The sequence below is a fragment of the Streptomyces sp. NBC_01016 genome (assembly GCF_026341035.1).
In the GTDB taxonomy this organism is placed as follows: Bacteria; Actinomycetota; Actinomycetes; order Streptomycetales; family Streptomycetaceae; genus Streptomyces.
Genome location: NZ_JAPEOQ010000002.1, coordinates 3736914 through 3750030, shown reverse-complemented (window position 1 = coordinate 3750030; position 13117 = coordinate 3736914). Strand labels below are relative to the sequence as shown.

General features: G+C 71.9%; 10 protein-coding genes. 2 read left to right on the top strand and 8 right to left on the bottom strand.

Annotated elements, in window-relative coordinates:
• Positions 1 to 7: 7 nt before the first annotated feature.
• Positions 8 to 1108 (bottom strand): NAD(P)H-dependent flavin oxidoreductase, encoded by a 1101-nt coding sequence (locus OG746_RS43830; RefSeq protein WP_266724960.1) that lies wholly within the window; start codon positions 1106 to 1108, stop codon positions 8 to 10.
• Positions 1109 to 1288: 180 nt separating this feature from the next.
• Here OG746_RS43830 and OG746_RS43825 point away from each other — a divergent pair, with 180 nt between their 5' ends.
• Positions 1289 to 3103 carry a serine hydrolase domain-containing protein gene (locus OG746_RS43825; RefSeq protein ID WP_266724958.1) on the top strand — a complete coding sequence of 605 codons (1815 nt, stop codon included), beginning with the start codon at positions 1289 to 1291 and terminating at the stop codon, positions 3101 to 3103.
• 49 nt (positions 3104 to 3152) lie between these two features.
• Here the strand turns inward: OG746_RS43825 and OG746_RS43820 are convergent, their stop codons facing one another.
• The 3 genes from OG746_RS43820 to OG746_RS43810 are packed head-to-tail and all read right to left on the bottom strand — an operon-like array spanning position 3153 to position 7984.
• Positions 3153 to 4712, bottom strand: a complete 1560-nt coding sequence (locus OG746_RS43820; protein WP_266724956.1) for a phytoene desaturase family protein — start codon at positions 4710 to 4712, stop codon at positions 3153 to 3155.
• Between the two features lie 51 nt (positions 4713 to 4763).
• The gene (locus tag OG746_RS43815) at positions 4764 to 7076 is read right to left on the bottom strand and encodes a serine/threonine-protein kinase (protein ID WP_266724954.1); all 2313 of its coding nucleotides are present in this window, start codon (positions 7074 to 7076) and stop codon (positions 4764 to 4766) included.
• Positions 7077 to 7102: 26 nt separating this feature from the next.
• Entirely contained in the window at positions 7103 to 7984 is an 882-nt protein-coding gene (locus OG746_RS43810; protein ID WP_266724952.1) for an oxygenase MpaB family protein, read from the bottom strand.
• 115 nt (positions 7985 to 8099) lie between these two features.
• Here OG746_RS43810 and OG746_RS43805 point away from each other — a divergent pair, with 115 nt between their 5' ends.
• The gene (locus OG746_RS43805) at positions 8100 to 9128 is read left to right on the top strand and encodes an endonuclease/exonuclease/phosphatase family protein (RefSeq protein ID WP_266724950.1); all 1029 of its coding nucleotides are present in this window, start codon (positions 8100 to 8102) and stop codon (positions 9126 to 9128) included.
• On the opposite strand, the gene OG746_RS43800 is transcribed toward OG746_RS43805, so the two are convergent.
• From OG746_RS43800 to OG746_RS43785, 4 genes are all read right to left on the bottom strand, one after another.
• Positions 9085 to 10263, bottom strand: coding sequence for an acyl-CoA dehydrogenase family protein (locus OG746_RS43800; protein ID WP_266724949.1), 1179 nt, complete (start codon positions 10261 to 10263; stop codon positions 9085 to 9087). The two genes, OG746_RS43805 and OG746_RS43800, sit on opposite strands and share 44 nt — an antisense overlap.
• A gap of 120 nt (positions 10264 to 10383) precedes the next feature.
• Positions 10384 to 10812 carry a four-helix bundle copper-binding protein gene (locus OG746_RS43795; RefSeq protein WP_266724947.1) on the bottom strand — a complete coding sequence of 143 codons (429 nt, stop codon included), beginning with the start codon at positions 10810 to 10812 and terminating at the stop codon, positions 10384 to 10386.
• 155 nt (positions 10813 to 10967) lie between these two features.
• On the bottom strand, positions 10968 to 12095 hold the full coding sequence (locus OG746_RS43790) for an enolase C-terminal domain-like protein (RefSeq protein ID WP_266724945.1): 1128 nt from the start codon (positions 12093 to 12095) through the stop codon (positions 10968 to 10970).
• A 19-nt stretch (positions 12096 to 12114) separates the two neighbouring features.
• Entirely contained in the window at positions 12115 to 13107 is a 993-nt protein-coding gene (locus tag OG746_RS43785; protein WP_266724943.1) for an LLM class F420-dependent oxidoreductase, read from the bottom strand.
• Between the last annotated feature and the right edge of the window lie 10 nt (positions 13108 to 13117).

Here is a 13117-nt window from a genome sequence, read left to right as displayed (position 1 = left end):
TGGTCACTCACCGTCCTGCGATCTTGTTGATGCGGTCGATCGCCTTCTCGAAGCCGCGCGTCAGGTCGTCGAAGACCGCCTGGACGCTGCGCTCCTCGTTCATCCGCCCCACGATCTGCCCCACGGGCGTGCCGAGCAGCGGCTCCACCTCGTACTTCTGGATCCGGGACACGGCCTCGGCGACGAGCAGGCCCTGGAGGGGCATCGGCAGGGTGCCGGGGCCCTGAGGGTCGTCCCACGCGTCCGTCCACTCGGTGCGCAGCTGGCGCGCGGGCTTCCCGGTCAGCGCACGCGAGCGCACCGTGTCGCCGGAGCCCGCGGCGAGCAGCTTGCGGGTGACCGCGGGCGAGTGCATGTCGGCCTCCGTCGTCGTCAGCCACACCGAGCCCAGCCACACCCCCTGCGCGCCCAGCGCGAGCGCGGCCGCGACCTGCTGCCCGCTGCCGATGCCGCCCGCGGCCAGGACCGGCAGCGGGTCGACGGCCTCCACGGCCTCCGGGGTGAGCACCATGGAGGCGATCTCACCGGTGTGGCCGCCGGCCTCGTAGCCCTGCGCGACGACGACGTCGATGCCCGCGTCCGCGTGCTTGCGGGCGTGGCGAGCGCTGCCGGCGAGCGCGGCGACGAGGACGTCGTGCTCGTGCGCGCGGGCGATGACGTCGGCGGGCGGCGATCCGAGTGCGTTGGCGAGGAGTTTGATCGGGTAGTCGAAGGCGACGTCGAGTTGGCTGCGGGCGACCTGCTCCATCCAGCCCGTGATGCGCCAGCCGGACGCCTCGCCCTCGGCGAGTTCCGGGACGCCGTACTTGGCGAGGGTCTCCTGGACGAACTGCCGGTGCTCCGGCGGGATCATCGCCTCGATGTCGGCCTCGGTGACGCCTTCGACCTTCTTGGCGGGCATGACGACGTCGAGGCCGTAGGGCCGGCCGTCCACATGCTCGTCGAGCCAGTCGAGATCGCGTTTGAGTTCGTCGGGTGCCGCGTAGCGGACCGCACCGAGCACGCCGAAGCCTCCGGCCCTGCTGATGGCCGCGGCCACCGCAGGGAACGGCGTGAAGCCGAAGACGGCGTGCTCGATCCCCAGTTTCTTGCTCAGCTCCGTCTGCATGCGCGCAGGATGCCGCAGCGCGGCGGACGACGGAAGGGGTTTTCTGATGCGGCGTCAGATTCTTCACCGGCCGGTCATGACGCGCGGGTGGCGCAAGGGTGTTGACACGAGGCAGCGCTGACAGAGAAATTTCATCCGACTCGGAAGATCCCGAAAGTATTTTTCAGAAGGGCCTCGTTCATGAGCGGAGCACCCGAAGCAGCGGACAGACCACACAGAGGCGCCACGGGCTCCGGCCCGACCCGGCGCCAGTTCGGCGCGGCCGGCCTCGCGCTGGGCGGCGCCCTGGCCCTCACCCCGTTCCCCGCGGGCCCCGCCGCGGCCGCCGCCGAGGCCTCGGCGGGCCGACCGACCCTGCGGCGCGGCTCGCCCGAGCGCGCGGGCCTGCTCGCGGGCCATCTGCGCCAACTCGTCGCCGACGCCGAGAAGTTCCTCGGAACCTTCCCCGGCGGCCCCAAACACCCCTGGTACGCCGGCGCGGTGCTGCTCGCGGGCCGCGGCGGCACGGTCGCACTGCACCAGCCGATCGGCAAGGCCGTGCGCTACTCCCACTACGACGACAAGACGGACACGGGGATCGAGTTCCCCGCGGACCAGCAGATCGACATGGCCGACGACACCGTCTTCGACCTCGCCTCGATCTCCAAGCTGTTCACCTCCATCCTCGCGGTGCAGGAGTTGGAGCGCGGCGCGCTGGAACTCGAGGCGAAGGTCGTCACGTACCTGCCCGAGTTCACCGGCGGCGGAAAACAGGACGTCACGATCCGCCAACTCCTCACTCACACCTCCGGGTTCCGGCCCGACATCGCCTTCTACAAGGAGTCGGAGCACGACGCGCAGCTCGCCCTCCTGTGGAAGGAGGCGCTGCTCAACCCGGCGGGCACGACGTACCTGTATTCGGACCTCAACCTCATCACGCTGCAGCTCGTCGTCGAGAAGCTCACCGGCAAGCCCTTGGACGTGCTGCTCCCCGAGCGGATCACGCGGCCGCTCGGCATGACCCGCACCCGCTACAACCCGCCCGCCTCCTGGAAGCCCAAGGTCGCGGCCACCGAGGACGCCCGCGCGCCCTGGTCGGGCCTGGACCGGGGCCTGGTGTGGGGCGAGGTGCACGACGAGAACGCGTACGCGTTCGGCGGCGTCGCGGGCCACGCGGGCGTCTTCTCCTGCGCCTGGGACATGGCGGTGCTCGGCCGGGCGCTGCTCAACGGCGGGATCTACGGCAAGGCCAGGATCCTGTCCCAGAAGTCCGTGGACCTGATGTTCACCAACTTCAACACGGACTTCCCCGGCGACGAGCACGGCCTCGGCTTCGAGCTCTACCAGCACTGGTACATGGGCGCGATGGCGACGCCACGCACGGCGGGCCACACCGGGTTCACCGGCACCTCGCTCGTGCTCGACCCGACGACCGACTCGTTCCTCATCGTGCTCGGCAACTCCGTGCACCCCGTGCGCAGCTGGCGATCCGGTTCCGCTCCCCGGGTCGCCGCGGGCGACAACATGGCGCGCGCGGTCGCCGTCCGACCCCAGCACGGCCGCACCGCCTGGTTCTCCGGCATGGCGAGCGCCACGTCGGCGACGCTGACGCTGCCGGATCTGCGTCTCGCCTCGGACAGGGCGCGGCTCGGCTGCGAGCTGTGGTGGGACACGGAGCCGCACTCCGACTTCCTGTTCCTGGAGACGTCGACGGACGGCGGCAAGAACTGGAAGCCGCTGCCGTTCACCTCGGGCCGCTCCGACGCCCACCCGTCCGGTGCGGTCGACGGCTACGCCGACCGCACCTGGCACCGCCTCACCGCCGACCTGGGCCCCTTCGTCGCGGCGCCGCTCCGGCTCCGTTGGCGCTACGCGACGGACCAGTTGTACGTCGGCCGTGGCGCGTACGTCGACGGCATCCGCGTCCTCGACGGGGACGCGGTGGCGTTCGACGACGCGCGCCCGGCGGACGCGTCCCGCATCGAGGCGAAGGGATGGACGGCGTCTCAGGACTAGGGCCTGATCCAAACGACAGGCCCTAGCGTCTACGCGCGTGCGGCCGGGGTCAGTGGCCGAGCACCGCCATCGCGGCGTTGTGCCCCGGAATCCCGCTGACCCCGCCGCCGCGCACGGCGCCCGCGCCGCACAGCAGGACGTTCGCGTGGCCGGTCTCCACACCCCAACGGCCGGTGTTTTCCGAGGCGTACGGGAACGAGAGCTCCCGGTGGAAGATGTTGCCGCCGGGCAGCCGCAGGTCCCGCTCCAGGTCGAGCGGGGTCTTCGCCTCGATGCACGGCCGGCCGTCCGCGTCCTCGGCCAGGCAGTCCTCGATCGGTTCGGCGAGGTGGGTGTCGAGCTGGGCGAGCGTGGCCTTCAGGAGGTCCGCGCGGGCCGTGTCGTTGTCGGCGGCGAAGAGCCGGGCCGGGGTGTGCAGGCCGAACAGGGTGAGCGTCTGGTAGCCGCGTTCGACCAGGTCCGGGGCGAGGATCGTCGGGTCGGTCAGCGAGTGGCAGTAGATCTCGGAGGGCGGCGCACCGGGCAGGGCGCCCGCGGCGGCCTCGGCGTGCGCCGTGGCCAACTGGCCGTACCCCTCCGCGACATGGAAGGTTCCGGCGAACGCCTCACGCGGGTCGACGGAGGTGTCCTTGAGGCGCGGCAGCCGCTTCAGCAGCATGTTGACCTTGAGCTGGGCGCCCTCCGCGGGGGCCGGCGGGATGTCGCCTGTGAGCCGGGCGAGGTCCTGCGGTGAAGCGTTGACGAGGACGTTGCGGGCGGCGACGGTGCCCTCGGAGTCGGCCGTCCTGTACGTGACCTCGGCCTCGGCGCCGTCCGTCTCGATCCGGGTCACCTCGTGCCCGGTGACCAGGTCGGCGCCGGCCGAGCGGGCCGCGGCGGCGAGCGCGTCCGTGAGGGCGCCCATGCCGCCGACGGGGACGTCCCAGTCGCCCGTGCCGTTGCCGATCACGTGGTACAGGAAGCAGCGGTTCTGGGCGAGGGACACGTCGTGGGCGTCGGCGAAGGTACCGATCAGGGCGTCGGTGAGGACGACGCCACGCACCAGGTCGTCGGTGAAGTGCTCCTCGATGCCGACGCCGATGGGGTCCTCGAACAGCAGCCGCCAGGCATCCTCATCACCGACCCGCTCGCGCAGCGCGTCCCTTGACGGCAGCGGCTCGGTCAGCGTCGGGAAGACCCGCTCGGCGACGCGCCGGGTCGTCTCGTAGAAGCAGTTCCACGCCTCGTACTCCCGGTCACTGCCCGTGAGTTCACGGAACGCGCCGCGCGTCCGCTGTTCCCCGCCACCGACGAGCAGCCCCGTCGGCCGCCCGTCCCGGACGGTCGGGGTGTACGAGGAGACGTCGCGGGTCGCGGTCGCGAAGCGCAGCCCCAGGTCGGCCACGATCTTCTTGGGCAGCAGGCTGACGAGGTACGAGTAGCGGGAGAGACGGGCGTCGACACCGGCGAAGGGGCGGGTGGAGACGGCGGCCCCGCCGGTGGTGCCGAGGCGTTCGACGACGGCGACGGACTGTCCTGCGCGGGCCAGATAGGCGGCGGCCACCAGGCCGTTGTGGCCGCCGCCGACGACGACCGTGTCGTAGCGGGCGCGGAGATCATGTGCGGGCATGGCCCTTGGTAACACGGGCCGCGCGCGGTGGACCAGAGGGCGGGCCCACGGTCACGCGCGCGGCGCACCTTCTTGGCGCAGCACCGCCACCCTTCGGTACAGGGCGACCGCGTCCGCCGTGCGGCCGAGCTGCTCCAGGCAGTGGGCCTCGTCGTTGCGGCTGGCGAGGGTGCTGGCGTGGGCCTCGCCGAGGACGCGCTCACGGGCGGTGGACACCGCGCGGTACTCCCCGAGGGCGTCCTGCCAGCGTCCGAGCCAGCCCAGGCCGACGGCGACCTCGCGGCGGCTGACGAGCGTGTCCGGATGGTCGGCGCCGAGCACGCGCCCGCGGATCGCGCACACGTCGCGGGCCTCCGACAGGGCCTCCTCCCAGCGGGCCAGCCGCCCGAGGTTCACCCCGAGCCCGTGCCGGGCGCGCAGCGTCTCGGGGTGCTGCGGCCCGCTGACCCGCGTACGGTCGTCGATCAGGTCGCGGTAGAGCGTCAGGGCCTCGGCGCTGCGGCCGAGCCGGCCGAGGCTGATGCCCACTTCGTAGCGGACGGAGAGGGTGTCCGCGTGGTCGTCGCCGAGGGCCCGCGCCCTGGCCCGGGCGACCTCCTGATACGTCCCGAGGGCCTCGCTCCACCGCCCCAACTGCCCCAGCGCGTAGCCGACCTCGCAGCGTGTGACGAGCGTGTCGGGGTGGTCGGCGCCGAGCACGCGGCCGCGCGCGTCCGCCACCTCCTCCGCCATCCGGTACGAGTCCTCGAGGCGGCCGAGCCTGCTGAGGTTGAAGGCGAGGTTGTGGCGGCAGCGCAGCGTGTCCGGGTGCTCGGGCCCCATGGCCCGCTCACGGGCGCCGAGGACGGTGCTGTACACCTGATGCGCCTCGAAGTGCCGCCCCAACTTCCCCAGGACGTACGCGACTTCCTGGCGCGCCCCGAGCGTGTCGGGGTGCTCGGGTCCCAGCACCCGCTCGCGTCCCTCGACGACGCCCCGGTACTCGCGCAGCGCGTCGGCGGCCCGCCCGGTGCGGCTGAGGGTGAAGGCGACCTCGTACCGGCTGGCGAGGGTGTCGGGGTGGTCGGGCCCGAGGGCGTGCTCCCGCTCGGCGGCGACCGAGCGGTGCACCTCGCCCGCCTCGGCCCAGCGCTCGAGCCGGCCGAGGCTGAGCCCCGCGTTGTGCCGGGAGGCGAGGGTGGCGAGCAGTTCCGGGGCGGGTGTGGGGCGTTGGACCACCTCCGGCGCGGCGGGCGTGTGGTCGCCGTCACGCGGGATCCACTCTCCGGAGAGCCCGGCCGCGGTGTCCGGGGGTGTGACGCGCGGGCCGGGGCCCGCGGTGGCCTTGTGTCCTGTGGTCATGCCGCGGGTCCAGGAGGGCAGCCGGGGCTCGCGGGGCTGCCCGGGCTGCTCCCGTACGGGCTGTTGCGGCAGTTGCGGCTGTTCACGTACGGGCGGGTCCGTGCGCGGCTCGATCTGTGGCGCCCGCACCGTCGGCACGTACGTTCCGGGTCCGGGCCGCGCGCCTTGCGTGATCCGGCGCTCCAACTCCCGGGCGTCACGCGGCCGTTCCTCGGGGTCCTTGGCGAGCAGGTCCAGGATGATCCGGTCGAGATAGCCGGGCAGCTCGGGCCGGTGCCCGCGCGGCGCCGCGGGCTCGGTGTCGCGGTGCCCGACGAGCACGGACCACGCGTCCTCGAGGTCGAACGGCGGTGCGCCCGTGGCCACTTCGTAGAGCACACATCCCAGCGAGTACAGGTCGCTGCGCTCGTCGACCTGGTCGCCGCCGATCTGTTCGGGCGACATGTAGTGCGGGGTCCCCATGGCGACGCCGGTGCCGGTGAGGCGTGCGGTGAACCCGATGTCGTGGCCGAGCCGGGCGATGCCGAAGTCGCAGATCTTTGCGGTGCCGTCGCCGAGCCGCATGATGTTCGCGGGCTTCAGATCGCGGTGCACGACGCCCTGTTCATGGGTGTAGGCGAGGGCGGAGGCGACCTGTTCGGCCATGTCGACGATCTCGCCCACGGGCAGGGGGAGGTGCCGATTGTCGTCGAGGAGCTGGCTCAAGTTCTTCCCGTCGAGCAGCTCCATGACGAGATAGAGAATGCCCTCGTACTCGCCGAAGTCGTGCACGACCGTGATGCCCCGGTGCTGGAGCGCGGCGGCGACCCGCGCCTCCCTGCGGAAGCGCTCCCGCAGGATGCGGGTGAAGCTCTGGTCGCGCTCGGGTCCGAGCGGCTTGAGGCACTTCACGGCGACGTGCCGGCCGAGCGCCTCGTCGCGCGCCCGCCAGACCTCGCCCATGCCGCCTCTGCCGATCAGGTCGAGCAGCTGATACCGCCCGTGGATCAGCCTGACGTCCCGCGTCTCCCCCACCCCTGGCATCTCCCGCCGTCGCCCCCGTCGCGTCGCTACGCCCTCCCCGGCCCGTCCAGTATGGCTTCCCCTCTGTCGACTTTGTACGGGGCAGGGCGGGCGTCCACACCGAGTCTCCCCATGGCCCGCAGGATGTGTTTCGGCGGCAGTTGCCATCGCACACGGGCGGGAATCAGGCGCAGCGCGGTGCCCGTGGCGCGCATTCGGCGCGTGACGGCGCCCGGATCGGGGGCTCGTCTGCCGTACAACTCATGGGCGTACGGCGGCAGGGAGGCGTACGCGAGGCCGGCCACGCGCCGCCAGAGGACTTCGCGCGCGGGGATCAGCAACAGGTGGGTGGGCGGCCGCTGCAGAAAGGCGTCGACGTCGCGCGCCTCGGGCCCGGCGGCCAGCTCAGGGCGTACGGACTCGAAGTACGCCGCCAACTCCGCCTGGCTGCCCGGAACCTTCTCCGAGTCGAGGCCGACGAGCCGGGCGCTGGTCCGGTGCTCGGCTACGTACCGGTCGGCCTGCGCCTCGGTGAGGCGGAAGCCGGAGCGGCGCGCGACGTGCAGATAGGAGTCGATCTCGGCGCAGTGCACCCACAGCAGCAACTCGGGTTCGTCGACGCCGTAGCGCTCCCCCGTGTCCGGGTCGGTCACCCCCAGGTGGCTGTGGATCCGCCGCACGCGCGCGCCGGCCTTCTCGGCGGCCTCGCTCGTCCCGTACGTCGTCGTGCCGACGAAGCCCGCGGTCCGCATCAGCCGTCCCCAGGCGTCGCGCCGGAAGTCGGAGTTCTGCATGACGCCGCGCACGGCGCGCGGGTGCAGCGCCTGGAAGTACAGGGCGCGCACGCCCGCGATCCACATCATGGGGTCGGCGTGCAGCTGCCAGGTCACCGAGTCGGGGCCGAAGAGCCCGGGGTCCGCTTCGCTCATGTCGCACAGCACCTCCTGTTCGCAGCGTACGCACATGGGACGGGCCGGAACCCGATCAACGGCGGACTCGTCCTGACGATCAGGGGGCGGACAACGGGCGAGCGGGCGGGGAGACATGAGCGAGCGGGGCGACGGGGCGACGGCATCCACGGACGGTGGGGGCGACAGACGCCCGCGGTGGCGTCGCGGCCGGGTGCTCGCGGCGTTCGCCGTCCTGACGGCGCTCGTCCTCCTCTTCCACCGGCAGATCCCGAACACGCCGGGGCGTCTGGGGAGCCTGGTGGAGTCGTTCCTGCCGTGGTCCTGGGTGGTCCTGGTCGTCCTCTTCGGCCTGGGGCTGCTGCGCCGAGCGCCGCTCGCGATGCTGGCCGCACTGCTGCCGACGGCGGTCTGGGCCCACCAATGCGGCGTACTGCTGCCCGAGCCCCGGTCCGACGGGCACGACCTCGTCGTCGTGCAGCACAACGTCAGTGACGAGAACACCGACCCGCAGGGCACGCCGCGCTCGCTGTCCGGGCCGTCCCCCGACCTCATCGCCCTGGAAGAGCTGCTGCCGAAGGCCCGCGCGGTGTACGAGCGCGGTCTCGCCGCGAGCCATCCGCACCACGCGGTGGTCGGCACCGTCGGCCTCTGGTCGAGGTACCCGCTCACCGGCGTCCGGGCCGCGGACATCAAGCCCGCCGGGATCACGGAGCCGTGGAACCGCGGCCTGCGCGCGGTCGTCGAGGCCCCGCAGCGCGACATCGCCGTGTACGTCGCCCATCTGCCCTCGGTACGGCTCGATGTCGGCGGCCTGGAGTCGGCGTGGCGGGACGAGAGCGCCCGCCGGCTCGGTGCGGAGGTCTCCGCCGAGAAGACGGACACGGTCCTCGTCGTCGGCGACTTCAACGGAACGGTGGACGACCGCGGCCTCGCCCCGCTGACCTCACAACTGGACGTGCCGGATCGTGGGTTCGCCTTCAGCTACCCCGCCGCGTTCCCCGTCGCCCGGATCGACCAGATCATGGCCCGCTCGGCGAACGTCGGCCCCATCCGCACCCTGCCCGCGACCGGCAGTGACCACCTTCCCGTTCTCGCCCGGATCGCCCTGGACGATCCGGTCAGCGCCGCACCCTCGGCATCCCGAGACCGATCCACGAGATGATCTCCCGCTGGATCTCGTTGTTCCCGCCGCCGAACGTGAAGATGACCGCCGACCGGTAGCCGCGTTCCAGCTCCCCGTGCAGGACGGTGCCCGCGCTGCCCTCCTTGAGCGCGCCCGCCGCGCCCACCACCTCCATCAGCCAGGCGTACGCGTCCCTGCGGGCCTCGGAGCCGTAGACCTTGACGGCGGAGGCGTCCTGCGGGAGGAGGGTGCCCTGCTGAACGGCGTTCACCATCTGCCAGTTGAGGAGCTTCATCGCGTCGAGCTTGGTGTGGGTCTGGGCGAGGCGCTTCCTGACCCAGCCGAGGTCGATGACGCGGCGGCCGTCGGCGAGTTTCGTCTCCATGGCCCAGCGCTGCACGTCGTGCAGGGCGCGGATCGCCATGGTGCCGTGGGCGGCCAGCGTGACGCGTTCGTGGTTGAGCTGGTTGGTGATCAGCCGCCAGCCCTTGTTCTCCTCGCCCACCCGGCGGGAGACCGGGACGCGGATGTTCTCGTAGTAGCTGGCCGTGGTGTCGTGCGAGGCGAGGGTGTTGATGACGGTGCAGGAGTAGCCGGGGTCGCTCGTCGGGACGAGGAGCATGGTGATGCCCTTGTGCGAGGGCGCGTCCGGGTCGGTGCGGACGGCGAGCCAGACCCAGTCGGCCGTGTCGCCGTTCGTCGTCCAGATCTTCTGGCCGTTGACGACATAGTCATCGCCGTCCCTGACCGCACGGGTCTTCAGCGCCGCCAGGTCGGTGCCCGCGTCCGGCTCGCTGTAGCCGATCGCGAAGTCGAGCTCGCCGGAGAGGATCTTCGGGAGGAAGAAATCCTTCTGCTCGTCGGTCCCGAACTGCATGATCGTCGGACCGACGGTGTTCAGCGCCATCAGCGGCAGCGGCACGCCCGCCTGCGCCGCCTCGTCGAAGAAGATGAACTGTTCCATCGGGGACAGGCCACGGCCGCCGTACTCCTTCGGCCAGCCCACGCCGAGCCATCCGTCGCTGCCGAGCCTGCGCACCGTCTCCCGGTAGAACCGCTTCTGCGCGGCCGGGTCCTCGTAGCGCGCGTACGCGTTCTCGGGTACGAGCTCGGCGAAGTAGGCACGCAGCTCGGTGCGCAACTGCTGCTGCTCAGGCGTGTATTCGAGGTGCACGGCCCCTCCTGGCGTTCGACTGCGTGGTCCGGGAGCCGGCTTGCGCCAGCCTGACGGCGCACACAGTAGAACGCGTTCCAGAAATAGGGAATGCCGTGGACCGCGGGAACTGATGGGACGTCAGCCGAGGGTCGCGAGGAAGTCCGTGCATGCCCGCGCGCAGGCCCGGCACTGTTCGGCGCAGTCGGCCGCGTCGCGCGTGCGGTCGCAGACGTGCGCGCACTCCAGGGCGACGGCCCGGCACCACTCGACCTGGAGCCGGATCCCGTACTCGTCCTGGTGTGCCTCCTCCGACAGCAGTCGGCAGGTCGCGTCGCACACCTCGACGCTGAGGAGCAGCGCGCGCCGCAGGCCGTGCGGTGCGTCGGCCTTCTCCGGGCCCTCGTCCGGGACCGGGCGCACGGGGCCGTGCACGTGCGGGGCGGCGGGGCCCAGGTCGGTGGAGCTGACCAGCAGGGCGCAGGCGCGGGCGCACTCCGTGCACGACTGCGCGCAGGCGAAGCGGTCCTCGAGGAAGCGGACGAGGTCGTCCTTGGGTGGTTCGGTCATCAGGGCACGGTCGGCGCCCGGGGAGTCCTCGGCGTATGGGTGTGGATGCTTCGCCAGGGAGGTCACCGGCCCGGCTCCTTTCCAGGGGACGTACGGCTTGGGGGCGGGTAGCCGGATCGGGGAGCGTCAAACCGGTCACCGGGGGCTTGAAGTGCTCAAGCCACCCGGTACTCCTCCACCTCCTCGCTTCGCAGGATCAGGCCGTTGCCCGGGCCGTTCTGGCCCGGGCGGACCGTTCCGCCCGAGGGGTCCAGGACGCCCGCGAAGAACATCGACTCGATCCGGACGTGGTCGTGGAACCACTCGACGTGGCGGAGGTTCGGGACCGCTGCCGCCACGTCCGCGTGGGCGTGCGGGGCGCCGTGGGCCGAGATCTCCAGGCCGTGGGCGTGGGCGAGGGAGGCGGCGCGGAGGAATTCGGTGATGCCTCCGCAGCGGGTCACGTCGACCTGGAGGCAGTCGACGGCGCCCGCGGCGATCATGCGGGCGAAGTACGGGAGGTCGTAGCCGTATTCGCCGGCGGTGACGTCGCAGACGAGGGCGTCGCGGACGAGGCGGAGTCCTGTGAGGTCGTCGGAGGAGACGGGTTCCTCGAACCAGCCGACGCCGTGGGGGACGAGCGCCTCGCCGACGCGGATCGCCTGCTTGCGGTTGTAGCCGCCGGCCGCGTCGACGTACAACTCGGCGTCCCCGCCGATGACTTTGCGGGCACTGCGGACCCTTTGGAGGTCGCGGGGCACCGACCGGCCGCAGGCCTCGCCGATCTTTATCTTGACCTGGGGGATGTGCTGGCCGTGCACCCAGCCGCCGAGTTGGGCGGCCAGGTGGCTGTCGTGGTACGTGGTGAAGCCGCCGCTGCCGTAGACGGGGACGGTGTCCCGTGCCGCGCCGAGGAGGCGGACGAGCGGGAGGTCCATGAGGCGGGCCTTGAGGTCCCACAGGGCGAGGTCGACGGCGGAGATCGCGCAGGACGCGATGCCGGGCCTGCCCGCGTTGCGGACGCCCTGGCACTGCGCCACGTGGGCGGCGGGGATGTCGAAGGCGTCGCGTCCCTCGACGAGCCCGGCGAGTTGGTCGCGGACGACATCGGCGGCGGCCGGTGGCGCATAGGTCCAGCCGATGCCGGTGAGACCGCCGGCCCTGGCCTCGACGAAGACGATCGTCGTGGTGTCCCAGGCGAGGGTGGCATCGGCTTCGGGGGCGTCGGTGGGCACCGTGTAGGCGCTGACGTCGAGGCGTTCGACGGGCAGGCAGGTGCTCGGGGACTTCGGGGTGTCGGTCATCATCGTCGTCTGCCGTGCCTCACCCTGCCGAGCCGCTGGTCGCACCGATGGGTGTGTCGTTCTTGAGCTGCGGCAGCACCTTCGTCCGGTAGAAGTCGAAGAACTCCTGCTGGTCCGGGCCGATCTGGTTGACGTAGACACGGTCGAAGCCGGCCCGGGCGAAGGCGTCGAGGGCGCCCACGTGCTCGTCGACGTCGGGGCCGCAGGGCAGCGCGCCGTCGACCATCTGCTCGGTGACGAGGCTCTCCGCCTGCTCGAAGTGGCGGGGCGTGGGCAGCACTTGGCCGAGTTCGCCGGGTAGCAACTGGTTGGCCCACAGCCCGTGCACGCGGCGCACGGCCTCCGCCCGGTCGATCCCGTAGCAGACCTTGAGGCCACCGGCGACGGGCTTCGCACCGCCTCCGCCCTTACGGAACTGGGTGACCAGCTCCTCGTCGGGGCTCATGGTGATGTAGCCGTCGCCTACGCGGGCGGCGAGCGCGGTGGCCTGCGGGCCGAAGCCGGAGATGTCGATGGGCACGGGGCCTTCGGGCAGCGTGTAGATGCGGGCGTTCTCCACGGTGTAGTGCTCGCCACGATGGGTGACCTCGCCGCCGTCGAGGAGCCTGCGGATGACCGAGATGGCCTCTTCGAGCATCTCCATGCGCACGTGCGCGGAGGGCCAGGGCCCGCCGAGGATGTGCTCGTTGAGCGCCTCCCCGGTGCCGACACCGAACCGGAAACGGCCCTCCAACTGCACCGCGCTGGTGGCGACGGCCTGGGCGAGGACGGCGGGGTGGATACGGACGGTGGGGCAGGTGACCGCGGTCTCCACGGGCAGCGACACGGCCTCCGCGAGGGCGCCGATCACGTTCCACACGAAGGGGCTCTGGCCCTGGGCGTCGTTCCACGGGTGGTAGTGGTCGGAGATCCACAGGCAGTCGAAGCCCGCCTGTTCCGCCATCCGGGCCTGTTCGACGAGCTCGCGCGGCCCGAATTCCTCCGATGCCAGAAAGTAGCCGTACTCGGGCATGACGCCCTCC

What these genes read in the sequence shown, in the direction of transcription:
- OG746_RS43830 (WP_266724960.1), bottom strand. Translation starts at nt 1,108, where the DNA reads ATGCAGACGGAGCTGAGCAAGAAACTGGGGATCGAGCACGCCGTCTTC.
- OG746_RS43825 (WP_266724958.1), top strand. Translation starts at nt 1,289, where the DNA reads ATGAGCGGAGCACCCGAAGCAGCGGACAGACCACACAGAGGCGCCACG.
- OG746_RS43820 (WP_266724956.1), bottom strand. Translation starts at nt 4,712, where the DNA reads ATGCCCGCACATGATCTCCGCGCCCGCTACGACACGGTCGTCGTCGGC.
- OG746_RS43815 (WP_266724954.1), bottom strand. Translation starts at nt 7,076, where the DNA reads ATGCCAGGGGTGGGGGAGACGCGGGACGTCAGGCTGATCCACGGGCGG.
- OG746_RS43810 (WP_266724952.1), bottom strand. Translation starts at nt 7,984, where the DNA reads ATGAGCGAAGCGGACCCCGGGCTCTTCGGCCCCGACTCGGTGACCTGG.
- OG746_RS43805 (WP_266724950.1), top strand. Translation starts at nt 8,100, where the DNA reads ATGAGCGAGCGGGGCGACGGGGCGACGGCATCCACGGACGGTGGGGGC.
- OG746_RS43795 (WP_266724947.1), bottom strand. Translation starts at nt 10,812, where the DNA reads ATGACCGAACCACCCAAGGACGACCTCGTCCGCTTCCTCGAGGACCGC.
- OG746_RS43790 (WP_266724945.1), bottom strand. Translation starts at nt 12,095, where the DNA reads ATGACCGACACCCCGAAGTCCCCGAGCACCTGCCTGCCCGTCGAACGC.
- OG746_RS43785 (WP_266724943.1), bottom strand. Translation starts at nt 13,107, where the DNA reads ATGCCCGAGTACGGCTACTTTCTGGCATCGGAGGAATTCGGGCCGCGC.